The organism is Nesterenkonia sp. F, from assembly GCF_000220985.1.
GTDB lineage: Bacteria > Actinomycetota > Actinomycetes > Actinomycetales > Micrococcaceae > Nesterenkonia.
This window is the reverse complement of the sequence record NZ_AFRW01000119.1, coordinates 18,889-41,992: the sequence shown is the minus strand read 5'-3', so window position 1 is coordinate 41,992 and position 23,104 is coordinate 18,889. Positions and strand designations below refer to the sequence as shown.

At 70.9% G+C, this 23,104-nt stretch carries 18 protein-coding genes and 1 pseudogene; 14 read left to right on the top strand and 5 right to left on the bottom strand.

The features are described from left to right. Positions 1-220: 220 nt before the first annotated feature. Positions 221-1,375 carry a quinone-dependent dihydroorotate dehydrogenase gene (locus tag GU5_RS0111185; RefSeq protein WP_010525660.1) on the top strand — a complete coding sequence of 385 codons (1,155 nt, stop codon included), beginning with the start codon at positions 221-223 and terminating at the stop codon, positions 1,373-1,375. Here GU5_RS0111185 and GU5_RS0111180 read toward each other — a convergent pair. Then, positions 1,350-1,982: a DUF3043 domain-containing protein gene (locus GU5_RS0111180; RefSeq protein WP_010525659.1), complete on the bottom strand. Its 633-nt coding sequence runs from the start codon at positions 1,980-1,982 to the stop codon at positions 1,350-1,352. The genes GU5_RS0111185 and GU5_RS0111180 overlap by 26 nt on opposite strands. 230 nt (positions 1,983-2,212) lie before the next feature. Here GU5_RS0111180 and GU5_RS0111170 point away from each other — a divergent pair, with 230 nt between their 5' ends. The 5 genes and pseudogenes from GU5_RS0111170 (at position 2,213) to def (ending at position 6,817) form a co-directional block, all read left to right on the top strand. Beyond that, a complete protein-coding gene (locus GU5_RS0111170) occupies positions 2,213-2,596 on the top strand; it encodes an iron-sulfur cluster assembly accessory protein (RefSeq protein WP_010525658.1) in 384 nt (127 codons plus the stop codon). Positions 2,597-3,029: 433 nt separating this feature from the next. Next, entirely contained in the window at positions 3,030-3,899 is an 870-nt protein-coding gene (gene coxB, locus GU5_RS0111165) for a cytochrome c oxidase subunit II (protein ID WP_010525657.1), read from the top strand. Between the two features lie 2 nt (positions 3,900-3,901). After that, entirely contained in the window at positions 3,902-5,626 is a 1,725-nt protein-coding gene (gene ctaD / locus GU5_RS0111160; RefSeq protein ID WP_010525656.1) for a cytochrome c oxidase subunit I, read from the top strand. Then, the gene (locus GU5_RS0111155) at positions 5,626-6,027 is read left to right on the top strand and encodes a cytochrome c oxidase subunit 4 (RefSeq protein ID WP_010525655.1); all 402 of its coding nucleotides are present in this window, start codon (positions 5,626-5,628) and stop codon (positions 6,025-6,027) included. Before ctaD ends, GU5_RS0111155 begins: the two co-directional genes overlap by 1 nt. A 108-nt stretch (positions 6,028-6,135) precedes the next feature. After that, positions 6,136-6,817, top strand: a pseudogene (def, locus tag GU5_RS16040) (peptide deformylase). A gap of 103 nt (positions 6,818-6,920) precedes the next feature. Here the strand turns inward: def and trpD are convergent. Continuing rightward, a complete protein-coding gene (gene trpD / locus GU5_RS0111145; protein ID WP_010525653.1) occupies positions 6,921-8,024 on the bottom strand; it encodes an anthranilate phosphoribosyltransferase in 1,104 nt (367 codons plus the stop codon). A 276-nt stretch (positions 8,025-8,300) separates the two neighbouring features. Here trpD and GU5_RS0111140 point away from each other — a divergent pair, with 276 nt between their 5' ends. The 4 genes from GU5_RS0111140 (at position 8,301) to GU5_RS0111125 (ending at position 12,703) form a co-directional block, all read left to right on the top strand. Then, the gene (locus tag GU5_RS0111140) at positions 8,301-8,948 is read left to right on the top strand and encodes a cytochrome c oxidase subunit 3 (RefSeq protein WP_083830504.1); all 648 of its coding nucleotides are present in this window, start codon (positions 8,301-8,303) and stop codon (positions 8,946-8,948) included. Between the two features lie 106 nt (positions 8,949-9,054). Next, positions 9,055-9,852, top strand: coding sequence for a c-type cytochrome (locus GU5_RS0111135; protein ID WP_010525651.1), 798 nt, complete (start codon positions 9,055-9,057; stop codon positions 9,850-9,852). A 77-nt stretch (positions 9,853-9,929) separates the two neighbouring features. Further along, positions 9,930-10,988, top strand: a complete 1,059-nt coding sequence (locus tag GU5_RS0111130) for a ubiquinol-cytochrome c reductase iron-sulfur subunit (RefSeq protein WP_010525650.1) — start codon at positions 9,930-9,932, stop codon at positions 10,986-10,988. Then, positions 10,985-12,703, top strand: a complete 1,719-nt coding sequence (locus tag GU5_RS0111125) for a cytochrome bc complex cytochrome b subunit (protein ID WP_010525649.1) — start codon at positions 10,985-10,987, stop codon at positions 12,701-12,703. Before GU5_RS0111130 ends, GU5_RS0111125 begins: the two co-directional genes overlap by 4 nt. Positions 12,704-12,849: 146 nt before the next feature. Here the strand turns inward: GU5_RS0111125 and GU5_RS0111120 are convergent, their stop codons facing one another. Further along, complete coding sequence (locus GU5_RS0111120) at positions 12,850-14,238, bottom strand: replication-associated recombination protein A (RefSeq protein ID WP_010525648.1); 1,389 nt, start codon at positions 14,236-14,238, stop codon at positions 12,850-12,852. A gap of 127 nt (positions 14,239-14,365) precedes the next feature. Between GU5_RS0111120 and dtd the strand changes: the two genes are divergently transcribed. Next, positions 14,366-14,833, top strand: a complete 468-nt coding sequence (gene dtd, locus GU5_RS0111115; RefSeq protein ID WP_010525647.1) for a D-aminoacyl-tRNA deacylase — start codon at positions 14,366-14,368, stop codon at positions 14,831-14,833. Positions 14,834-14,939: 106 nt separating this feature from the next. On the opposite strand, the gene aspS is transcribed toward dtd, so the two are convergent. Continuing rightward, a complete protein-coding gene (gene aspS, locus GU5_RS0111110; protein WP_010525646.1) occupies positions 14,940-16,748 on the bottom strand; it encodes an aspartate--tRNA ligase in 1,809 nt (602 codons plus the stop codon). Between the two features lie 179 nt (positions 16,749-16,927). Next, entirely contained in the window at positions 16,928-18,253 is a 1,326-nt protein-coding gene (gene hisS / locus GU5_RS0111105; RefSeq protein WP_010525645.1) for a histidine--tRNA ligase, read from the bottom strand. Between the two features lie 296 nt (positions 18,254-18,549). Between hisS and GU5_RS15400 the strand changes: the two genes are divergently transcribed. From GU5_RS15400 to GU5_RS15390, 3 genes are all read left to right on the top strand, one after another. Beyond that, positions 18,550-19,944: a DUF349 domain-containing protein gene (locus GU5_RS15400; protein ID WP_083830502.1), complete on the top strand. Its 1,395-nt coding sequence runs from the start codon at positions 18,550-18,552 to the stop codon at positions 19,942-19,944. Between the two features lie 313 nt (positions 19,945-20,257). Beyond that, entirely contained in the window at positions 20,258-22,018 is a 1,761-nt protein-coding gene (gene mltG / locus GU5_RS16465; RefSeq protein WP_010525643.1) for an endolytic transglycosylase MltG, read from the top strand. A 5-nt stretch (positions 22,019-22,023) separates the two neighbouring features. Next, positions 22,024-23,046 carry a shikimate dehydrogenase gene (locus tag GU5_RS15390; RefSeq protein WP_010525642.1) on the top strand — a complete coding sequence of 341 codons (1,023 nt, stop codon included), beginning with the start codon at positions 22,024-22,026 and terminating at the stop codon, positions 23,044-23,046. Positions 23,047-23,104 lie beyond the last annotated feature (58 nt).

Here is a 23,104-nt window from a genome sequence, read left to right as displayed (position 1 = left end):
GAACAGCCGTCCAGCACGTCGGGCACCCACGCGCCCGGCGGCGAATCGCCGAGCAGGGCATCGTCGAGGACGGAGCCGTCCGAGCTGCGGCAGGGGTCGTCGGAGACGTCCATGACGGCATGCTATCGGGTTGCTCGCCGGAGGATCCCGGGCGACGCGGGACGGCGGGCCCGGCGACGTCGAAGGGGCCCTGACCACGGAGGACGCTTAGGATGGAGCCATGCCGACAGCGCGCCCCACCTCCTCCCGCCCGGACGCCGGCTCCGCCGCTCCGGTCTACTCGCGGCTCTTCCGCACGGTCTTCTCCCGGATGGACCCCGAGGACGCCCACCGGGTGGTGGTCGCGGGACTGCGGCTGGCGGACCGTCTCGGCGCCTCGGCCGCCGTCGAACGGCTCACCCGGCCGGCACCGAGTCTGCGGACCCGGGCGCTGGGCCGCGACTGGCCCTCGCCCTTCGGCCTGGCCGCCGGCTTCGACAAGGGAGCCGCGGCGGTGCTGCCGCTGGCGGCGCTGGGCTTCGGCCACATCGAGATCGGCACGGTCACCGCCCGGGCCCAGCCGGGGAACCCGCGACCGCGGCTGGCGCGGCTGACGGCTGATCGCGCACTGATCAACCGCATGGGCTTCAACAACGACGGCGCGGTCGAGGTGCGGCGCCGGCTGCAGGCGACGCGCCGGCGCGTCGAGCGGCTGCGTGCGGCCGGACGCCACGTGCCGGTCATCGGGGTGAACATCGGCAAGACCAAGGCCACCCCGCTGGAGGAGGCGGTGGAGGACTATCGATTCTCCGCCCGCGAGCTGGCCCCCTGGGCGGACTACCTGGTCGTCAACGTCTCCTCGCCCAACACGCCGGGCCTGCGGCAGCTCCAGGACATCGAGTCCCTGCGGCCGCTGCTGCAGGCGGTGCGCGAGGCCGCCGACGCGGCGATGGAGGATGCTCCCGGACACCGGGTGCCGCTGCTGGTGAAGATCGCCCCGGATCTCGCCGACGCCGACGTCGATGCGGTGGCGGACCTGGTCGCGGATCTGGGGCTCGACGGCGTGATCGCCGCCAACACGACGACCGCCCGCGAGGGACTGCGCACCTCCGCCGCGCAGGTGGAGGCGGCCGGCGCGGGCGGACTGAGCGGTCCGGTGCTGGCCGCCCGCGCCGAGGAGGTGCTGGTCCGCCTGCGGCGGCGCCTGCCGACGGGGGCCACGGTCGTCTCGGTCGGCGGCGTGGTCCACGCCGCCGACGTCGAGCGTCGTCTGCAGCTGGGCGCAGACCTGGTGCAGGGCTACAGCGCCTTCATCTACGAGGGGCCGCTGTGGGTCCGGCGGATCAATCGCGGGCTGGCCGCTCGGCGGCTCAGCTCGGGCGCTCGCCGCGCTTGACCTGCGGCTTCGGCAGGCGCAGGCGGCGGATCTGCAGCGTGCGCATGATCGCGTAGAAGCGGATGCCGCGCTCCGGCTCCCCGAACTTCTCCTCCACGCGGCGTCGTGCGGCGCGGGCGACGAAGAAGGCCTCGATGAGCACCACCAGCACCATCGCCCAGAGCACTCCGGACATCAGGATGCGCAGCTGCTCGGCGACGATCAGCGAGATGAACAGGAAGACGATCACCACGACGAGCATCCACTCGGCGATGCCGGTGCGCGCGTCGACCCAGTCGCGCACGAAGCGGCGCTGCGCCCCGCGGTCGCGCTCGGGGAGGTAGCGCTCGTCGCCGGTCTCCATCGCCTCGCGCTGCTTGGCGCGCAGCTCGCGCATCTTCTCGCGCTGGGCCTGCTTGGCCGCCTTCTTCTCCGCCGGGCTGCCGGCGACGAGCGGCTGCTTCCGCGCGGCCACCTGGTCGCGGCGCCTGGGGGTGGGGCGGCCCTTCGGCTGCGGCTTCCGGGGCGCGTCGGCCCCGTCGCCGGCCGCCGCGGCGTGGTGACCGGCGGCGTCGACGTCGCGGTCGCGGGCTTCCTGGTCGGTCTGCGTCTTCTGTCGTCTGAACACCCCGCCAGTGTAGCGGGAATGAACCTGAGCGCCGTCGGGTTGGTACGGTGAAGAGGACGGGCATGCGAGGTGTCCGACGCCTCGGGCGGTCCGGCCTCTCCGGTCGATCCGTCCGACCGCATCGTCCGGACCAGCACTGACCAGTTCTGCGCCGATCGTCGACTTCCGGCGAGGATCGGGACCGATCGGCATGACCAGCACTGACGTTCCTCACGAGAGAGGTGCACGCGATGAGCACGCCCACCCAGGAAGTTGCAGAGACCCCCGGCGCGGTCGAGGGCCGCCCCGTCCACCAGGTCGAGCTGACCGACGCGGCCGCCGAGAAGGTCGGCTCGCTGCTGGAGCAGGAGGGCCGTCAGGACCTGCGCCTGCGCGTCGCCGTGCAGCCCGGCGGCTGCTCGGGCCTGATCTACCAGCTGTACTTCGACGAGCGGGTGCTCGACGGCGACGCGCTGCGCTCCTTCCAGGGGGTGGAGGTCATCGTCGACAAGATGAGCGTGCCCTACCTCGAGGGCGCGACCATCGACTTCGAGGACTCGATCTCCAAGCAGGGCTTCACGATCGACAACCCCAACGCCGGAGGCTCCTGCGCCTGCGGCGACTCCTTCCACTGATCGTCGGCTGACTCCGCAGAAGGAGCGGGCAGGAGATCCTGCCCACATCCGGCCGATGCTGAGGCTCCGTCCGACCGGCCGTCACCGAGGTGGCGCGCCGGACGGGCGGAGCCTCTTCGCGTCCGGCCGCGCCGCGCCGCGCCGCGGCGCGGCCGGAGGACGACGGATGCGGCCGACGGGTTCGCCGTCGATCCAGGTCATCCCGGCTCCTCGGCGGTTCTCACCGTGTCACAGCGGACCGCCGGGGGCGGCGAACTACTACAGTTGGTAGTAATCTTGTGGTCGAAGCGTCCAAGGCCGTTCCGCGCCGCGGCTCGCCGGGTGCTGCCCAGCACTCGTCCGAGTCGACGGCCCTTCCCCGCCGAGGCGGGGGAGGGGCGGCCCCACCACGTGTCGAGCACGTTCGCACACCGAGGAAGAGGAAGGGCCGTCTGTGAGTTCGGAGAGACGAACCGGCAGCCGAGGCCAGCGCGCAGTCAAGGGCATCGCACTGGCCAGCGCGGCGGCACTGGTGCTGACGGGTTGTTCGGAGCAGGTCCAGCGCGGCTGGCTGCCCGGCAGCCGAGAGACCACCAGCAACACTGCTGAACTGACCGATCTGTGGGTCAACTCCTGGATCGCCGCTCTGGCGGTGGGTCTGCTGACCTGGGGGCTCATGCTCTGGTGCATGGTGGTCTACCGTCGCCGGAAGGGCGATTCCGGCTACCCGCGCCAGCTGGCGTACAACATCCCGCTGGAGATCATGTACACGATCGTGCCGCTGGTCATGGTCGGGGTGCTCTTCTTCTACACCGACCAGGTGCAGCGCTCGGTCGACTCCGACGAGGAGGAACCCTCGCTCGTCGTCGACGTCCGCGGCAAGCAGTGGTCCTGGGACTTCAACTACGAGTACGACGGCGAGCAGCGCTACTCGGTCGGCGTCCAGGGCCAGCTCGACGGCGAGTCGGGCTCGCAGGAGGAGCTGCCGACCCTGTACCTGCCGGTCGACGAGCCGGTGGAGTTCCAGCTGAACTCCCGCGACGTGGTCCACTCGTTCTGGATCCCGGCGTTCCTGCAGAAGCGGGACATGGTGCCCGGGCGGACCAACGAGATCCACCTGACTCCGCAGGAGGTCGGCAGCTTCGACGGCAAGTGCGCCGAGCTCTGCGGCGAGTACCACTCGGAGATGCTGTTCAACGTGGAGGTCGTCGAGGAGGACGAGTTCCGCGAGTACCTGCAGACGCTGCCCGAGGGGCACCTCGGCGACGAGTACGACCGCAACACCAACCGTCACGACGACGTGACCGCGACCGAGGGGGACTGAGCGTGGCGACCTACGAGTACAGCGCCGACGACGCGCGCGAGATCGCGCCGGTCGTCCCGCGCTCCAAGGGGCAGATCGTCGTCAGCTGGTTGTCGACGACCGACCACAAGATCATCGGGTACATGTACCTGATCGCCTCCTTCCTGTTCTTCTGCATCGGCGGCGTCATGGCGCTGCTCATCCGCGCCGAGCTCTTCGAGCCGGGCATGCAGCTGCTGGAGACGAAGGAGCAGTACAACCAGCTGTTCACCATGCACGGCACGGTGATGCTGCTGATGTTCGCGACGCCGCTGTTCTCCGGCTTCGCCAATGTGGTGATGCCGCTGCAGATCGGCGCCCCCGACGTCTCCTTCCCCCGGCTGAACGCGCTGGCCTTCTGGTTCTTCCTGTTCGGCTCGCTGATCGCCGTCGCGGGCTTCCTGACCCCGCAGGGCGCGGCGTCCTTCGGCTGGTTCGCCTATGCGCCGCTGGCCGACACCACGTATTCACCGGGGGTCGGGGGAGACCTGTGGGTCTTCGGACTCGCGCTCTCGGGCTTCGGCACGATCATGGGCGGCGTCAACTTCATCACCACGATCATCTCCATGCGTGCTCCCGGCATGACGATGTGGCGGATGCCGATCTTCACCTGGAACACGCTCATCACCGCGATCCTGATCCTGATGGCGTTCCCGCCGCTGGCGGCGGCCCTGTTCGGGCTCGGTCTGGACCGGCGCTTCGGCGGCCACATCTTCGACCCGGAGTCCGGCGGCGCCATCCTCTGGCAGCACCTCTTCTGGTTCTTCGGGCACCCCGAGGTCTACATCATCGCACTGCCGTTCTTCGGCATCATCTCCGAGATCCTGCCGGTGTTCAGCCGCAAGCCGATCTTCGGCTACAAGGGTCTGGTCTACGCGACCATCAGCATCGCCGCCCTCTCGGTGACCGTGTGGGCGCACCACATGTACGTCACCGGTGCCGTCATGCTGCCCTTCTTCGCCCTGATGACGATGCTCATCGCAGTGCCCACCGGGGTGAAGTTCTTCAACTGGATCGGCACGATGTGGCGGGGGTCGATCACCTTCGAGACGCCGATGCTGTGGAGCCTCGGTTTCCTGGTGACCTTCCTCTTCGGCGGTCTGACCGGCATCATCCTCGCGGCTCCGCCGCTGGACTTCCACCTCTCGGACAGCTACTTCGTCGTCGCCCACTTCCACTACGTGGTCTTCGGCACCGTGGTCTTCGCGATGTTCGCCGGCTTCTACTTCTGGTGGCCGAAGTGGACGGGCAAGATGCTCAACGAGCGGCTCGGCAAGATCAACTTCTGGATGCTGTTCGTCGGCTTCCACGGCACCTTCATGATCCAGCACTGGCTGGGCGTGATGGGAATGCCGCGGCGCTATGCCGACTACATGCCCGAGGACGGGTTCACCGCGATGAACCAGTTCTCCTCGGTCTTCGCCATGATCCTGGGCGCTTCGCTGATCCCGTTCTTCTGGAACGTCTGGATCACGCACCGGAAGGGCAAGAAGGTCCTCGTCGACGACCCGTGGGGCTTCGGCGCCTCGCTCGAGTGGGCCACCTCCTGCCCGCCGCCGCGCCACAACTTCTACTCGCTGCCGCGCATCCGGTCGGAGCGCCCGGCTCTGGACCTGCACCACCCGGAGCTCTCCGACCGGCACAGTGAGCTGTCCCCGGCCGGCTCGGTGTTCGGCCCGGCCGATCAGAAGGACAAGGAAGGCATCTGATGAAGATCAACGCGACCCTCTTCGGCTCCCTGGGCGTCTTCGTCCTGGTGGTGGCCTTCGTCTACGGCTTCGTGACCGGCTTCGAGGAGCTGGCGGGCTTCCCGCTGCTGCTGCTCACCGCCGGGCTGGGCTTCATGCTGTGGTTCTATCTGCGGCTGACGGCCAAGCACCACCCGGTGATGGACGGCGACAACCCGGAGGGCGAGATCCATGAGCAGGCCGGCGTCTACGGGGACTTCGCGCCGTGGAGCTGGTGGCCGCTGGGGCTGGGCTTCTCCAGCGCCATGGTGTTCTTCGGCGTGGCCATCGGCTGGTGGTTCTTCTTCCTCGGCTGCATCCCGGCGCTGTTCTTCGTCACCGGCTGGGTGATGGAGTACAACCGCAAACGGTACGCCCACTGAGCGGCGTCGCCGCCCGCGTCCGGCAGGACGCATCTCACACGACGGCGGGCCCGTCGCGGACACGCTCCGCGGCGGGCCCGCCGTCGTGTGCGCGATAGAATCATGCGCATGAGCATCCGCCCCATCACCATCCACGGCGAGCCGGTGCTGCATCGTCGTGCCGCCGAGGTCAGCGTCGTCGACGAGGAGATCCGCACCCTGTCGAGGACATGTACGAGACCATGGACGCCGCCCACGGGGTGGGTCTGGCCGCCCCGCAGGTGGGGTGGGGCTGCGCATCTTCACCTACACGTATCCGCCGGCCGGTCCCGGGCTGCCTGCCCGCGGCGTCTTCATCAATCCGCGGCTGCGGCTGATCGGCCGGGTCTCGCAGGAGGAGCCCGACCGCGACGAGGAGAGCGAGGGCTGCCTCTCCGTCCCCGGCTGCGACTTCCCGCTGAAGCGCAGTCACCACGTCGAGATCAGCGGTCTCGACGCCGACGGCGAGGAGGTGACCTTCGAGGCCACCGGCTGGTTCGCCCGGATCCTGCAGCACGAGTACGACCACCTCGACGGCCGGCTCTACGTCGACCGGCTCAACTCCCGCTGGTCGCGGCGTTGGAAGAAGACGCTGAAGAGGGAAGGATGGACGGTGCCGGGCAACACCTGGACGCCGGGCGTCGACCGGGATCCCTTCGGGCACGACGACTCCGACGAGGAGCGTGACGAGCCGCGCGCCGCGCAGCACGACGGCGCTCCGGGATCCGTCGCGCACCACGGCGTCGACGTCGGTCCGCGCGAGGCCGACTGAGGCGCCTGCATCCTCCTGATCGCCGGAGAGCAGGACGCACGTCCCCGCGGCCGCGCGCAGCGCCGCCGGCGGCCTCAGGGCGGTCCGGGGGCGACCTCAGGGGTCAGGCGCGGCCGGAGGTCGTGTAGTCCACCCAGCGGCGCAGCACCGAGGCGGCGGCGCCGTCGTCGATCGAGGCGGCCGCCCGCGCCATGTTGGTCCGGAGCCGATCAGGCAGCGGGGCGTCGTGGTCCTCGTCCAGGGCGGTGAGTCCCGCGGCGGCGTTGAGCAGCACCGCCTCGCGCACCGGGCCCGACTCGCCGGCGAGGACCGAACGCACCAGCGCGGCGTTCTGCGCGCCGTCGCCGCCGGCCAGCGCATCCACCGGCTGACGGCTCAGTCCGAACTGCTCCGGGGAGATCTCGTGGTGGGCCACCCGGCCGTCGCGGACCTCCCACAGGTCGGTGGCCGCGGAGGTGGTGATCTTGTCGCGTCCGTCGCGGCCGCGGAAGACCATGCCGCGGGTGCCGCGGGCGGCCAGCACCTCGGCCATCCGCGGGGCGAGCCGTTCGTGGGCGCAGCCCAACGCCTGGGCGGTGACTCGGGCGGGATTGGTCAGCGGTCCGAGGAAGTTGAAGATGGTGCGCACGCCCAGCTGACGGCGCACCGGGCCGACGTGGCGCATGGCCGGGTGGACCGATCCGGCGAAGAGGAACGTGATGCCGACCTCGTCGACGGCGCCGGCGATGGTCTCGGCGGCGGGGGAGAGGTCGACGCCCAGCGCCTCGATGACGTCGGCGGCGCCGGCGGTGGTGGAGGCTCCCCGGTTGCCGTGCTTGACCACCCGTGCTCCGGCTCCGACGGCCACGAGCGAGGACATCGTCGAGATGTTCACCGTGCCGAGACGGTCGCCGCCGGTGCCCACGATGTCCAGCGTCGGACCGGGGACCGGCACCGGAACGGCCTTGTCCAGCATCGTGGCGCTGAGGCCCACGAGCTCTTCCGCGGTCTCGCCCTTGGCGCGCATCGCGATCAGGAAGGCCGCGACCTCGCTGTCGGCGAGCTCGCCGCTCATCAGGCGGTCCATCGCCCAGGCGGCGGTCGGCGTGCTGAGATCGCGGTCGGCGAGCAGCGTCTCGAGCAGCTCGGGCCAGCCGCCCGGCAGCTGCTCGGGACGGGGCGTCGGCGACTCGTCGGGGAACGGGGTGGTCTCGGCTGGGTCACTCACGCCGCCAGGATATCCCGCAGGGCCGCAGCCGTCGGTCCCCGTGTCGTCGGAAGGCTCCCTGCGGCACCCGGAGGAGGCCCGTCCCGACCCCCGTCCGGGCCCTCCGCGCGGCCCGTTGTTCGACATATCGTAGAAATTTAGGTCACATTCACGGATCCGGCCGGCGCCGCGCTCCCCGATGCTGGCGGGGGATCGTCGTGCTGACGTGGAATCGGAGGGCCGCCACGCGCCTGCGAGAGATGGCGAAGAGCGCCGCATTCAGGCCATAATGTCTCCGTGACGTCTGCAACCCAAGCCCCCAATGTCCCGGCGCGCACTCTGCCCAATCGGCCGAACATGGTCTCGGTGGGCACCATCGTCTGGCTCACCAGCGAGCTGATGTTCTTCGCCGGCCTGTTCGCGATGTTCTTCACGCTGCGGTCCTCGCGGGCCGAGATGTGGTCCGAGTACAGCGCAGAGCTCGACCTGCGACTCGCGACGCTGATCACCGTGATCCTGGTGGCCAGCTCGGTGACCGCGCAGTTCGGCGTGTTCGCCGCCGAACGCCATCAGCCCCGCCGCACCGGCTCGCTGCTGAACGTCAAGGGCTGGGGGATGGTCGAGTGGTACATCCTGTCGTTCCTCATGGGCGCGGTCTTCATCGCCGGGCAGTCCTTCGAGTTCGCCGAGCTGGTCCACCACGGGGTGACGATCCAGACGAACTCCTTCGGCTCCGCCTTCTACATCACCACCGGCTTCCACGGTCTGCACGTGATCGGCGGTCTCGTGGCGTTCTGCTACGTGATCGCCCGGGCGTACTTCAGCGTGAAGTTCACCCATAAGGAGGCCAGTGCGGCGGTCGTCATCTCGTACTACTGGCACTTCGTCGACGTCGTGTGGATCGCCCTGTTCGGCGTCGTCTACATCCTGCCGACCGTCATCTAGCGCGCACCCGCCGGAGACGGCGCCGGCAGGCGATCGACATCCGTCCACTCGACCGCGCTCCGCGGGCGGAGCGCAGGTCCCGCACCGAGAAGTTAGGACACGGCACGTGAAGGCACTCTCACAGAAGCGTCGCCACCCGTTCGCCGGCGTGGCACTGCTCCTCCTGGGTCTGTTGGTGACCGGAGGTCTGTATGCCGCCGCCACCACCATCAACGAGGCGCAGGCCAGCAGCGAGACCCAGGAGTACTCCGCCTCGGACATCGACGAGGGGGAGAAGCTCTTCGCGGCCAACTGCGCGAGCTGCCACGGGATCAACGCCGAGGGGACCGACGACGCTCCCTCGTTGATCGGCGTCGGCGCGGCCTCGGTGGACTTCCAGGTCGGCACCGGCCGCATGCCCATGCAGATGCAGGGACCGCAGGCGCAGCGGAAGCCGGCCCAGTTCAACGACGAGCAGACCCAGCAGCTGGCCGCCTACGTGGCCTCTCTGGGCGCCGGCCCGTCGGTGCCGGGGGAGGAGCACCTCGACGCAGAGGAGGGCGACGCCACCCGCGGCGGCGAGCTGTTCCGCATCAACTGCGCGATGTGCCACAACGCCGCGGCCGCCGGCGGTGCGCTCACCGAGGGCAAGTTCGCCCCCTCGCTCCACGGCGTCGAGGAGAAGCACATCTACGAGGCCATGCTGATCGGCCCGCAGAACATGCCGGTGTTCAACGACGCGAACATCCCCCCGGAGGACAAGCAGGACATCATCGCCTTCCTGAAGACCTACGAGTCGCAGGGCACGCCCGGGGGCTTCGCGCTCGGCTCTCTCGGACCGGTGTCGGAGGGGCTGTTCGTCTGGAGCGGCGGTCTGGCGCTGCTCATCGGCGCCATGGTCTGGCTGACCTCCCGGTCCTCCTGATCTCCGCCCGGCGGTGAGCATCAGCACCGCGCACACGCACCCAGCACACGATCACTCAAGCAAAGGACGAGAACCATATGGGCGAGCACGGTAACGGCGACCCGAGGGATTCGGGCGCCGTCATCAATGCCGGTGACGGGGAGTCGGGGCAGTACGCCGTCGACGACCCCGGACTGCCCCCGCACCGCCCGCGGCTGGCAGACGAGGACGAGAAGACCGCGAAGCGCTCGGAGCGTCAGGTCGCGGTGCTGTTCCTCGTCTCGATCATCGGCACCGTGATCTTCTTCATCGGCTACTTCGTCGTGGGCCACACCGCCGATCTCCACGAGGTGCGGCTGCAGAACACGCTGCTCGGCCTGGGCGTGGCCTTCGCCATGCTGGGCATCGGGCTGGGCGTGGTGCACTGGGCGAAGACGCTGATGCCCGACCACGAGCTGGTCGAGGCCCGCAAGCCGCTGCGCACCGAGGAGCAGCGGCAGGAGGCCGAGCAGATCGTCGGGGACGTGCTGGAGGAGTCCGGGATCAAGCGGCGTCCGCTGATCCGCAACACGCTCATCGGTGCTGCCGTGCTGGCCCCGCTGCCCGCCGTCGTGCTCTTCCGTGACCTCGACCTCTCCGAGGACTTCGGCCCGGAGCGCATGCGGCACACCATCTGGGACGAGGGCGTCCGCCTGGTCCGCGACCCCACCGGCACGCCGGTGCGCGCGGCCGATCTGACCGTCGGCTCGGCCATGCACATCGTGCCGGAGACGCTGCTGGACATCACCGACCACGGAGAGAAGCTCGCCGAGAAGGCCAAGTCCGTGGTGCTGCTGATCCGCATGGATCCGGAGGAGATCCAGACGGTCTCGGAGGGCCGTGAGGACTGGACCTATGAGGGCATCATCGCCGCGTCGAAGGTCTGCACGCACGTCGGCTGCCCGGTGGCGCTGTACGAGCGGCACACCCACCACCTGCTGTGCCCCTGCCATCAGTCGACCTTCGACGCCGCCAACGAGTTCGAGGTGATCTTCGGCCCGGCCGGCCGCCCGCTGCCGCAGCTGCCGATCGCCGTCGACGACGAGGGCTACCTCGTGGCGCGCAGCGACTTCACCGAACCCGTCGGCCCGAGCTACTGGGAGCGTGGCAACGCATGAGCACTCACGAATCCGACTCCACGGCGGCCGGAGCGGCGGCCTTCCAGCCGGAGACCCGCACGGGGCGCATCGCCGACTACGTCGACCAGCGCGTGGGCGGCACGAACATGGTCCGTGAGTTCGGGCGGAAGATCTTCCCGGACCACTGGACGTTCATGTTCGGCGAGGTGGCGCTGTACAGCTTCGTCATCCTGATCATCTCCGGCATCTTCCTGACCTTCTGGTTCGACCCGTCCATGGCGACGGTCGAGTACGAGGGCAAGTACGCGCCGATGAACGGCATGGAGATGTCGGCGGCCTACGCCTCGGCGCTGGACATCTCCTTCGACGTGCGCGGCGGGCTGTTCATGCGCCAGATCCATCACTGGGCCGCGCTGGTCTTCGTGATGGCGATGTCGGTGCACATGCTCCGGGTGTTCTTCACCGGCGCCTTCCGCAAGCCGCGCGAGCTTAACTGGGTCGTCGGCTGCGCGCTGCTGATCCTGGGCCTGGGCGCCGGCTTCACCGGCTACTCGCTGCCCGACGAGGTGCTCTCCGGCAACGGTCTGCGCATCATCGACGGCATCATGAAGGCGCTGCCGGTGGTCGGCACCTACCTGTCCTTCTTCCTCTTCGGCGGCGAGTTCCCCGGCGAGGCGGTCATCCCGCGGCTCTACGTGCTGCACATCCTCATCATCCCGGGACTGATCCTGGCGCTGGTGGTCGTCCATCTGTTCATGGTCGTGCTGCACAAGCACACGCAGTACCCGGGTCCGGGCCGGACCGAGCGCAACGTGGTCGGCTACCCGGTGGGTCCCGTCTATGCGGCGAAGGCCGGCGGCTTCTTCTTCATCGTCTTCGGCATCCTGGCGCTGATCGCGGGCACCTTCCAGATCAACGCGCTGTGGAACTACGGGCCGTACGATCCCTCGCCGGTGCAGGCCGGCGCTCAGCCCGACTGGTATATCGGTCCCTTCGAGGGCGTGCTGCGCATGATGCCCGGGTGGATCGGGGACATCCCGCTGGAGTTCGTGATCCCGACCCCGTGGGGCGGCAACACTGTCGCCACTCCGGTGCTGGTGCCGCTGATCCCGATCGCGGTGCTGTTCGCCGGCATGTTCCTCTGGCCCTGGATCGAGGCATGGATCAGCGGCGACAAGCGCGATCACCACATCCTGGACCGTCCGCGCAACGCCCCGGCCCGGACCGCCTTCGGCACCGCGACGGTGACCTTCTACTGCATCCTGTGGGGGATGGGCGCGAACGACCTGATCGCCACGCATTTCCACCTCTCGCTGAACGACATCACCTATTGGTCGCGGGTGCTGATCTTCGTGGGTCCGGTGATCGCGTTCATCCTCACCAAGCGGATCTGCCTCGCGCTGCAGCGCAAGGATCGCGATACGGTGCTGCACGGGCACGAAGCCGGCGTCATCGAGATGAAGCCGCACGGCGAGTTCACCGAGCGGCACCGGCGGCCGAACGACTATGAGCTCTACACGCTGGTGGCCTTCGAGTCGCCGGAGCCCTCGGGCCCGGTGCCGAATGCGAAGGGCAAGGTCACCCGCACCGAGAAGCTGAGAGCTCGACTGAATCGCTGGTTCTACGAGGACCGGGTGGCCCCGGTGTCCCGCCGGGAGTACCTCGAGGCGCTGGAGCACGACCACCACGACGGTCATGAGGACGGCGGTCTCGAGGCCCGCGAGCAGCAGCAGATCGGCTCCGGCCACCACTGATCGACCGGTGCTGATCCGCCGCCGGCGGGTGCTCGAACGGGCCCGGCCCCTCCATGGAGGGGCCGGGCCCGTTCGTCGTGTGAGGTCGGGGGCTCGGCACGGAGCGGCTGCTCGGGTCCCTCAGCGTCGACGCATCGGGGGAACGCTCAGCGCTGTCCGCGCACGATCGCACGCAGTCGTTCCAACCGGTCGGCGACGGCCCGTTCCTGGCCGTTGCCGCTGGGCCGGTAGTAGTCGACGCCGACCAGTTCGTCGGGCGGATACTGCTGCGGCACCACATGGTGCGGGCCGTCGTGGGCGTAGGCGTACTCGGCCCCGTGCCCCATGCGCGCCGCGCCGGCGTAGTGGGCGTCGCGCAGATGGGGCGGCACGGTGCCGGTCCGTCCGGCCTTCACATCGGCGATGGCGGCGTCGAGCGCCTGATAGGAGGCGTTCGACTTCGGGGCGGTGGCGATGTGCACCGTCGCCTCGGCGAGCAGGATGCGCGCCTCGGGCATGCCGATGAGCTGCACGGACTGGGCGGCGGCCACGGCCGTCTGCAGAGCGGTGGGGTCGGCCATCCCGACCTCCTCGCCGGCGGCGATCACCAGGCGCCGGGCGATGAACCGGGGATCCTCGCCGGCGACGATCATCCGGGCCAGCCAGTGCAGCGCGGCGTCGGGGTCGGAGCCGCGCAGCGACTTGATGAACGCCGAGATGATGTCGTAGTGCTGATCACCGTCGCGGTCATAGCGCTGCACGGCATGGTCCATGGCCTGCTCGGCGTCGGCGGCGGTGATCACGCCGGCGTCCTCGGCGCCCTCGTCGCGCCCTGCGGCGACGGCGGCCGCGGCCTCCAGCGTGGTCAGCACCCGCCGGGCGTCGCCGCCGGACATCCGCAGGATATGGCCGCGCGCCTCGTCCTCGAGGGCCAGCGTGCCGTCCAGCCCGCGCGGTTCGCTCAGCGCCCGATCGAGCAGTCCGCCGAGGTCATCCTCGGTCAGCGGCTGCAGGGTGAGCATCAGCGAGCGGGAGAGCAGCGGCGAGATGATGGAGAAGGAGGGGTTCTCCGTGGTCGCGGCGACCAGGATGATCCATCCGTTCTCCACGCCGGGCAGCAGCGCATCCTGCTGCGCCTTGTTGAAGCGGTGGATCTCGTCCAGGAAGAGCACCGTGGTCACGCCGCGCAGATCGCGGTCGTCCAGGGCCTGATCCATGACTCTGCGGACGTCCTTGACCCCGGCGCGGATCGCGGAGAGCTCGACGAAGCGGCGCGTGTCCCCGCGGGCGATGACGTGGGCGATGGTCGTCTTGCCGGTGCCCGGCGGCCCGTAGAGGATGACCGACGCCGGACCTGCCGGACCCCGCGAGCCCTCGGCGAGCACGTGCAGCGGCGAGCCGGGCTCGAGCAGATGCTGCTGGCCGACGATCTCGTCCAGGGAGCGGGGGCGCATGCGCACCGCCAGCGGCGTGTGGCGTCCGGTTCCGGACGCCCGGGCCGCGCCGTCGTCGGACTGTGCGCTGGAGAACAGGTCCCCGCCGAGCTGATCGGTCACCCTCGCCTCCTCGCCTCCTCGCAGCCATCGTCGGACGGATCCGCCCCGACTCTATCGCGCCGGAGCCGGCGGCCGCGTCACGGCGAGGTCGGGGGCGTGCGCGGCGGCCCGTGCCAGAATATGGAGCATGCGTGCTGTCATCCAACGCGTCTCCCGCGCCCATGTCCGGCTGACCGGCGACGACGACCCCCGGGCGACGGCGAACGGCTTCGACGGCCGAGGGCTGGTGGTGCTGCTCGGCGTCGCCCACCAGGACACCGCCGAGGAGGCCGAGCTGCTGGCCGACAAGGTCTTCCGGCTGCGGGTCCTGGCGGGGGAGCGGTCCTGCGAGCAGGCCGGTGCTCCCCTGCTGGTGGTCAGTCAGTTCACGCTGCACGGCGACGTCCGCCGCGGTCGCCGACCCTCGTGGAGCCGTGCTGCCCCCGGCCCGGTCAGCGAGCCGCTCTACGAGACCTTCGTCTCCGCGCTGCGCCGCCTCGGCGCCCGGGTGCACACCGGAAGCTTCGGCGCAGACATGGAGATCGACATGGTCAACGACGGACCGGTGACGCTCGTCGTCGACACCGAGGAGCTCCGCGGCCCTCGGCGGGAGTGAGTCCCGACGGTGCGAGGCCCCGGAGGTGCGAGAGGGCGCGGGCTCGCGGCACGCGCCCTCTCACGAGGTCCTCCGGCATCGGTCTCGCCGACGCCGGCGCAGCGTCTCAGGACTCGTCGACCGGCTGCTTCGCCTCCTGCACGCCTTCGGCCGTCGCCGGCTCCCGCGTCGCGTCGACGCCGGCCTCCTTGCGCTGCTGGGCGGTGATCGGCGCCGGTGCGGCGGTCAGCGGGTCGAATCCGCCCCCGGACTTCGGGAAGGCGATGACCTCGCGGATCGACTCCTCGCCGGCCAGCAGAGCGACCACGCGGTCCCAGCCGAAGGCGATGCCGCCGTGCGGCGGGGCGCCGAACTGGAAGGCGTCGAGCAGGAAGCCGAACTTCTCGCGGGCCTCCTCCTCGCCGATGCCCATGACCTCGAAGATCCGCTCCTGCACGTCCTGACGGTGGACACGCAGCGAGCCGCCGGCGATCTCGTTGCCGTTGCAGACCAGGTCGTAGGCATTGGCCAGGGCAGCACCGGGGTCGGTGTCGAAGCTGTCGGCGAACTCCGGCTTCGGCGCGGTGAAGGCGTGGTGGACGGCAGTCCAGGCGCCCGAGCCCACGGCGACGTCGCCGGCGGCGGTCGCCTCGTCGGTCGGCTCGAACATCGGCGCGTCGACGACCCAGACGAAGGACCAGGCGTCGTGGTCGATGAGACCGACGGTCTCGGCGATCTCCACGCGGGCCGCACCCAGCAGACCGCGGGAGGCCGAGGCCTCGCCGGCGCCGAAGAAGATGCAGTCGCCGGGGTTCGCGCCCACGGCCTCGGCCAGGCCGGCCTTCTCGGTCTCCGAGATGTTCTTGGCCACCGGACCGGAGAGCTCGCCGTCCTCGCCGACCAGCACATAGGCGAGACCCTTGGCGCCGCGCTGCTTGGCCCACTCCTGCCAGGCGTCCAGCATCCGCCGCGGCTGGGAGGCGCCGCCGGGCATGACGACGGCGCCGACGTAGGGGGCCTGGAAGACGCGGAAGGGCGTCTCGGCGAAGTACTCGGTCAGCTCGGTCAGCTCCAGCCCGAAGCGCAGATCCGGCTTGTCGGTGCCGTAGCGGGCCATCGCCTCGCGGTAGGTGATGTGCGGGATCGGGGCGTCGATCTCCACGTCGATCAGCGCCCAGAGCCGGCGGACCAGCTCCTCGGAGAGTGAGATGACGTCGTCCTGCTCGACGAAGCTGGCCTCGATGTCCAGCTGGGTGAACTCCGGCTGCCGGTCGGCGCGGAAGTCCTCGTCCCGGTAGCAGCGGGCGATCTGGTAGTAGCGTTCGAAGCCGCCGACCTGCAGCAGCTGCTTGAACAGCTGCGGCGACTGCGGCAGCGCGTACCAGGAGCCCGGCGCCAGGCGGGCCGGCACCAGGAAGTCCCGGGCGCCCTCGGGCGTCGAGCGGGTCAGCGTCGGAGTCTCGATCTCGGTGAACCGTTCGGAGTGCAGCAGCTCGCGGGCGACGCGATTGGCCTCCGAGCGCAGCCGCAGCGCCCGCTGCGGGCCCTCGCGGCGCAGGTCCAGGTAGCGGTGGCGCAGCCGCGCCTCCTCACCGACCTCCTGGTGCGCGTCCATCTGGAAGGGCAGCGGGGCCGCGCTGTTCAGCACCGTCACGGAGGAGGCGATCACCTCGACCTCGCCGGAGGCCAGGTGCGGGTTCTCGTTGCCCTCCGGTCGCCGCTCGACGGTGCCGGTGACCTGCAGGACGAACTCATTGCGCAGCGGCGCGAAGTCCTCCTCCTCGCGGACGACGACCTGCACCACGCCGGAGGCGTCGCGCAGGTCGAGGAAGGCCACGCCGCCGTGGTCGCGGCGACGGGCCACCCAGCCCACCAGGGTCACGGTCTCGGAGATGTGTGCGGCGTTCACGTCGCCGTTGTGCAGTGTGCGGAGCACGTCGTCCTTCCTTCAGGCCCTCCGGCGGTCGCGGAGTCGGCCGGTCGCATCGGCTGGTCGGAGCCCGGATCGGCTCAGCTCTCCGGGGGGGGGGAGGCGGTCGTCCGGATGATTCTGTCACTGGCGGGTCGGCCGGGTCGCGGGCGTCGGCCCGCGGCGCCCGGAGGGCGACTCCGCGATCACTCGACGGGCACCACGCGGGGGGCGGCGTCCTCGAGCGGCGGAGTCCATGTCTGCGGATCGGCGGGGGTCTGCTCGCCGGAGCGGATGTCCTTGACCTCGTGGTTCCCCTCGGCGTCGGTGAACCAGACGAAGGGGATGCCGCGCCGGTCGGCGTGGCGGATCTGCTTGCCGAACTTCTCCGCGGTCAGCGCGACCTCGACGGCGATGCCGCGGGCGCGCAGCGTGTCGGCCACGTCCTGGGCCGCGCCCCACTCCTCGTCGGTGCGCAGGGTCATGTAGACCGCGCTGGGCACCGAGCGGGTGGCGGTGACGTCCTTGAGGATCTGGGAGACCAGCCGCGTCACGCCGATGGAGAGCCCCACGCCGGGGAAGCTGCGCTTCCCCGTCGAGGCCAGCGACTCGTAGCGGCCGCCCGAGCAGATCGAGCCCAGCGACTCGCGGCCGACCAGCACGGTCTCGCAGACCGTGCCGGTGTAGTAGTCCAGTCCGCGGGCGATGGACAGGTCGGCGACGACGCGGCCGGGCACTCGGCGCTCCAGCTCGCCGACGACCTCGGTCAGCTCGGCCAGGCCCTCCTCCAGCAGCTCGTGCTCGCCGCCCAGGGCGCGGACCTGCTCGACGAAGGAGGTGTCGTCAGTGCGGATCTCGGCCAGCTTCAGCGCCGCGTCGGCCTGCTCCCGGGTGGCCCCGGCGGTCTCGGACAGTTCGGCGGCGACCTTCTCCGGCCCGATCTTCTCCAGCTTGTCGATCGCCCGCAGCACCGCGGCGGTGTCCTCCAGGCCGATGGAGCGGTAGAAGCCCTCGGAGAGCTTGCGGTTGTTCAGCCGGAGGCGGAAGTCGCCGATGGGCAGCCGCTCCAGCGCACGGGCCATGACCACGACCATCTCGACGTCGCTGCGGAACGGCAGCGCACCGTCGCCGACGATGTCGATGTCGGCCTGGGTGAACTCGCGGTAACGCCCCTCCTGGGGCCGCTCGCCGCGCCAGACCTTCTGCATCTGGTACCGGCGGAAGGGGAAGGCCAGGTGCCCGGCGTTCTCCACCACATAGCGGGCGAAGGGCACGGTCAGGTCGAAGTGGAGCGCCAGCCGGGCGTCCTTGGCGGAGGACTCGTCGTCCTGCAGCCGGGAGATGCCGTAGATCTCCTTGTCGATCTCGCCCTTCTGGAGCAGCGTGTCGATGGTCTCGACCGCGCGCGCCTCCACGGAGGCGAACCCATGGGCCTCGAAGACCTCCCGCAGCGTGTCGAGCACATGCAGCTCCACGAGGCGCTCGTCGGGAAGCCACTCGGTGAAGCCGGACAGGGAGGTCGAACGTGCCATGGAGGGTGCGCGCTCCTCGTGATCGTGGGGATGGTGCGGGCGGCGTGTCGCGGCGTCGTCGCGGCGCCGGGACGAGCCCGGACCGCGGTCCGGGGGCCGCAGGACATCATACCGGCCGTCGAGGGCGCGCGGTGAGCTGGGCGCAGGCCGGTGTGGGCTCGGGCCCGGCTCGGCGTCAGCTCGGGGTCGGAGGCCAGGTCGGCCCGCGTCGTCGGTCTGCGTCGTCGGTCCGTGGCGCTCGACGCGGCTGAGGTGCAGCTCACCGTCGGCGAGTGCGGGCCGGTAGGCTGGTGGACATGAGTCCCGCAGTGAAACCCGGTCACCACGAGACGTCGTTGGAGCAGGCGCGTCAGCTTGCCCGCGTCGACGACGAAGGACATGTCTACGCCCTCGCCGCCGGACGACCGGAGCGACGGTCGGTCGAGGCGGCAGGCTCCGCGGCGGACGCCGAGCGGACGGCGGTCGGCGACGGCGCGCACGAAGCCACGGCCGCATCGTCGGCGGAGAGTTCCGCGAGCTCTCCGGGATATGTGGGTCAGTACCCCGAGGCGACCGCCGACGAGGCGCTGCTGTACTTCTCCCGGAAGTTCGACGACCTCTACGATCGGGCGCTGCTGCTGAAGGCCCGGGTGGAGTCCGCCGCCGACGGCGCCAAGTCCCTGCGCGAGAGCGTGCAGGCTCTGCGTCACGAGCTGGAGTCGGGGCCGTGGGTCGGCGACGTCGCCGCACTGGGCGGAGTGCTGGACGAGATCGCCTCCGGCGTGGACGGGCTCGCCGAGCAGGAGAAGGCCGAGGCCGAGGCCGCCGTGGACGCCCACCTGGCCGTGCGCGAGGAGATCGTCGCCGAGGCCGAGCGGCTGGCCGCGGCCGATCCGGACCAGCAGCACTGGAAGACTGCCCAGCAGCGTATGCAGGAGCTCTTCGACGCCTGGAAGGCCGAGCAGAAGAAGCCGCCGCGGATCACCAAGGCCCAGGAGGACCCCTACTGGAAGCGATTCCGCGCGGCCCGCAGCACCTTCGACAAGAACCGTCGGGCGTTCTTCAGCCGGCGCGATCAGCACCACGCCGAGGTCAAGCAGGTCAAGGAGGACCTGATCGCCCGGGCCGAGGAGCTGCAGCACAGCACCGAATTCGGCCCCACGACGAAGGCCTTCCACCGGCTCATGGATGACTGGAAGGCGGTCGGCCGCGGCGCGCGGAAGACCGACGACGCCCAGTGGGCGCGGTTCCGCGCGGCGCAGGACGTCTTCTTCGCCGCCCGCGAGCGGGCCAACGCCGAGACCGACGCGCAATACGCTCAGAACCTGGCGGCCAAGGAACAGATCCTCGCCGAGCTCGAGGAGCTGATGCCCTTCACCAAGCCGGACCAAGTTCGCGAGCAGTATCACGCGCTGCTCGAGCGGTGGGACGAGGCCGGCCGCGTGCCGCGCGGCGACGTCAAGCGCATGGAGGGCGCGCTGAAGCGCATCCAGGATGCCTTCCGCGAGGCCGAGGACGCGCAGTGGCGGCAGTCGGACCCGGAGACTCAGGCACGGCAGAACTCGATGCTCGCGCAGCTCGACGAGACCATCGCCGAGCTCGAGGAGTCGCTGACGGCGGCCCGCGAGCACGGCGAGGACCATCGGATCAAGGAGGCTGAGGAGGCGCTCGAGGCCCGACGCAGCTGGCGGCGGATGCTCTCCGGCGAATGAGCCCGCCCGCGGCGGGCGGGCGCCGGCACGTCGCTGGTCGCGTCCTCGTCAGATCCGGATCCGGTCGTCCGCTCCATGTGCCGATCGCGGCGACACGCCCGCCGGGCGTCTGCAGCCGGTCCGCGCCCCGCTGATCACAGATGGATTACGATAGGCGACGAGCATTGCGGCCCGACCGGCCGACGGGTGCGCGGGCCATGGTCCGGGCCGCCCGTGCGACGACCTCGTCGCGGCGCAGCACCGGCGTCCGACGACGGCGCCCGGCGACGGACCGGCACCCGCCAGCCCTTCGACGACCAGTGAGGACCCCCGCGTGAGCGATGACCAGCCGCCCGAGCACGGGTCGCGGCGCCGCCGCCGTGAGATCCGGGAGGCGAGGGAGCGCGCCGCGCGGCAGCGGCGAGCGGAGGAGAGCCCGCCGTCGCACCCGGCCGCCGGCGAGTCGGACGGGGGAGCTCCGGCCTCGCCGGAGACCTCGAGCCGGGACGACGACGGCCCCGTGCTCTTCGACGGGCAGGCTGCGGAGCACCACTCGGAGTCCTCTGCGGACGGCGCGTCGACGGAGCCGCTCGCGCAGTCCGCCGAGACCCCTGCGGAGGCGCCCATCGGTATGGCGGCCGCCGGCGCGCCGTCGCCCGCGCCCGCCGGCACCGGCTCCCTCGATGCCGCGCTCTCGCCGGAGCGGGCGGAGCCGGAGCATGATCCGGCGAGCGGTCCCGAGAGTGGGACGGAGAGCGAGACGGAGGCCGACGACTCCGCGACGAGCGGCGGAGGACGCGGCTCGTCCGACGAACCGCAGGCTCCGGGGTCGTCCGAGACTCCGCTCGACGCCCGGCTGCTGGGAGCCGGTGAGCACATCGAGCACGACGCCGAGGGCACTCCGGTGCTCATCAGCTCCTCCGACTACGGTCGCGGCTACCAGACCGTGACTCCGCTGGCCGGCACGCCCGGTCGCCGCATCCTCGACAAGCGGCGCCAGCGCCGTCGACGGCGCAACATCACCCTGGCCTCCGTGCTCGCCGGGCTGGTGGTGCTGATGGTGGTCCTGGCCGTGGTCTTCCGGACCGTCTTCGGCGGCATCTTCAGCGAGCCCGAGGACTACGAGGCGGTCTCCGGCGGCCCGGTGACCTTCACCGTCGAGCGCGGCGACGGCTGGAGCTCCGTGGCCCACGACCTGGCCTCCGAGGGCATCATCGCCAGTGCCGAGGCCTTCGACCAGGCGCTGCAGGACGTCGACGAGGTCGGCACGCTGCAGGTCGGTGAGTACGCGATGAATGAGCAGATGCCCGCCGAGGACGCCCTCGGCGTGCTCTCCGCCGAGCAGGAGAGCCGGCTCTACGTGGCGCTGGACGCCGGCACCCGGCTCGACGACGCCTACGCGGAGATCGCGGAGGCGACGGAGTACTCGGCCGGGGAGCTGCGCGACGCGGCCGCCGACCCCACGGAGTTCGGGCTGCCCGGGCAGGCCGAGAGCCTGGAGGGCTACCTGGCCGCCGGCGAGCACCAGTTCCCCGTCGACGCCACCGCGACGGAGATCCTGCAGCAGATGGTCGACGAGACGCTGGGCTGGCTCGAGGACGCGGGCGTGACGGATCCGGCCGAGCAGTACGAGGTGGTCACCAAGGCCTCGCTGCTCACCGCCGAGGCGCAGCCGGACGACTATCGCACCGTCGCCGGAATCATCGAGAACCGGCTGCAGCCGGACAACACGGAGACCGACGGATTCCTGCAGATCGACTCGACGGCGAACTACGGGCTCGAGCAGCGCGACCTGAACCTGAGCCGCGAGCAGCTGGACGACCCCGAGAACGAGTACAGCACCCATGCCCATCGCGGTCTGCCTCCGGGACCGATCGAGGCGGTCACGCAGGAGGCGATTGAGGCGGCCACGGACCCGGCGGACAACGACTACTACTACTGGGTGACCACGAACATCGCCACCGGCGAGACCAAGTTCGCCGAGACCTACGCGGAGCACCAGCAGTACGTGGACGAGTACGACGCGTACTGCGAGGAGAATCCCGACGTCTGCGGGGACGGCGACGCGCCCAACACCGAGACGCACAGCGAGTGAGCCCGATGACCGATGGAACCGAGCGCCTCGGAGCGAACGGCCGAGCCGGGCAGGACGATGCCCCCGACGGCGCCTCGGAGGGGACGCCGATCGCCCGCGCTGCGGTGCTGGGCAGCCCCATCGGCCACTCCCTCTCGCCGGCGCTGCACGGCGCGGCCTACGCCCATCTCGGGCTGGCGGCGCAGTACACCCGCCGGGACGTCGACGTCGAGGGCCTGGACGCCTTCCTCCGCGCCGCCGACGCCGATCCGTCGGGGCCGCCCTGGCTCGGCTGGTCGGTGACCATGCCGCTGAAGGCCGCCATGGTCGAGCACATGGACGCCGTCTCGGAGAGAGTGCGCAGACTCGGGGTGCTCAACACCGTCGTCCACCGGGATGGCCGGCGCCGCGGGGAGAACACCGACGTCGACGGCATCGTCGCCGCGCTGCGCGAGGCTGGCCCGGAGGGTCTCCGCCCGGCAGGCGGCGGAGCGTCCGGGGCCTTCGTCATCGTCGGCGCCGGGGCGACGGCGGCCGCGACCCTGGCCGCCGCCGCGGAGCTGGGCTTCGCCGAGGTCCGCTGCCACGCCCGGGCGCCGGAGCGTGCCGAGGCGCTGCGTCCGGTGGGCGAGACGCTCGGGCTGCGGCTGTCCACGCTGCCGCTGGAGGATCTCGTGGACGACCTCGCCGGCCGGGGCGAGCATCCGGCGCCGGCCGCGGTGGTCTCCACGCTGCCGCCGGGCGCCGCCGACGGGCTCGCCGAGCAGATCGCCGCCTCGTCGGCGGCCCCCGGCGCGGCCGGCGCGCCGAGCACGGCGGGCGTGCCGCTGCTCGACGTCGCCTACGACCCCTGGCCCTCGCGGCTGGCCACGGCCTGGGAGTCCCTCGGCGGCGCAGTGGTCAGCGGGCTGTCGATGCTGCTGCACCAGGCCGTCGCCCAGATCGACCTGTTCACCGCCGCGACGCGGCGTCCGGCGGCCGACGAGCCGCCGGCGAGCCGGGCGGCGATGATCGCGGCGATGCGCACGTCCGTCGGCCTGCCCGTCTGACGAGCGGCGGCGAGGGGGCCGCGTCCACGATGCGGGACCGGCTCGCCCGCCCCTCGAT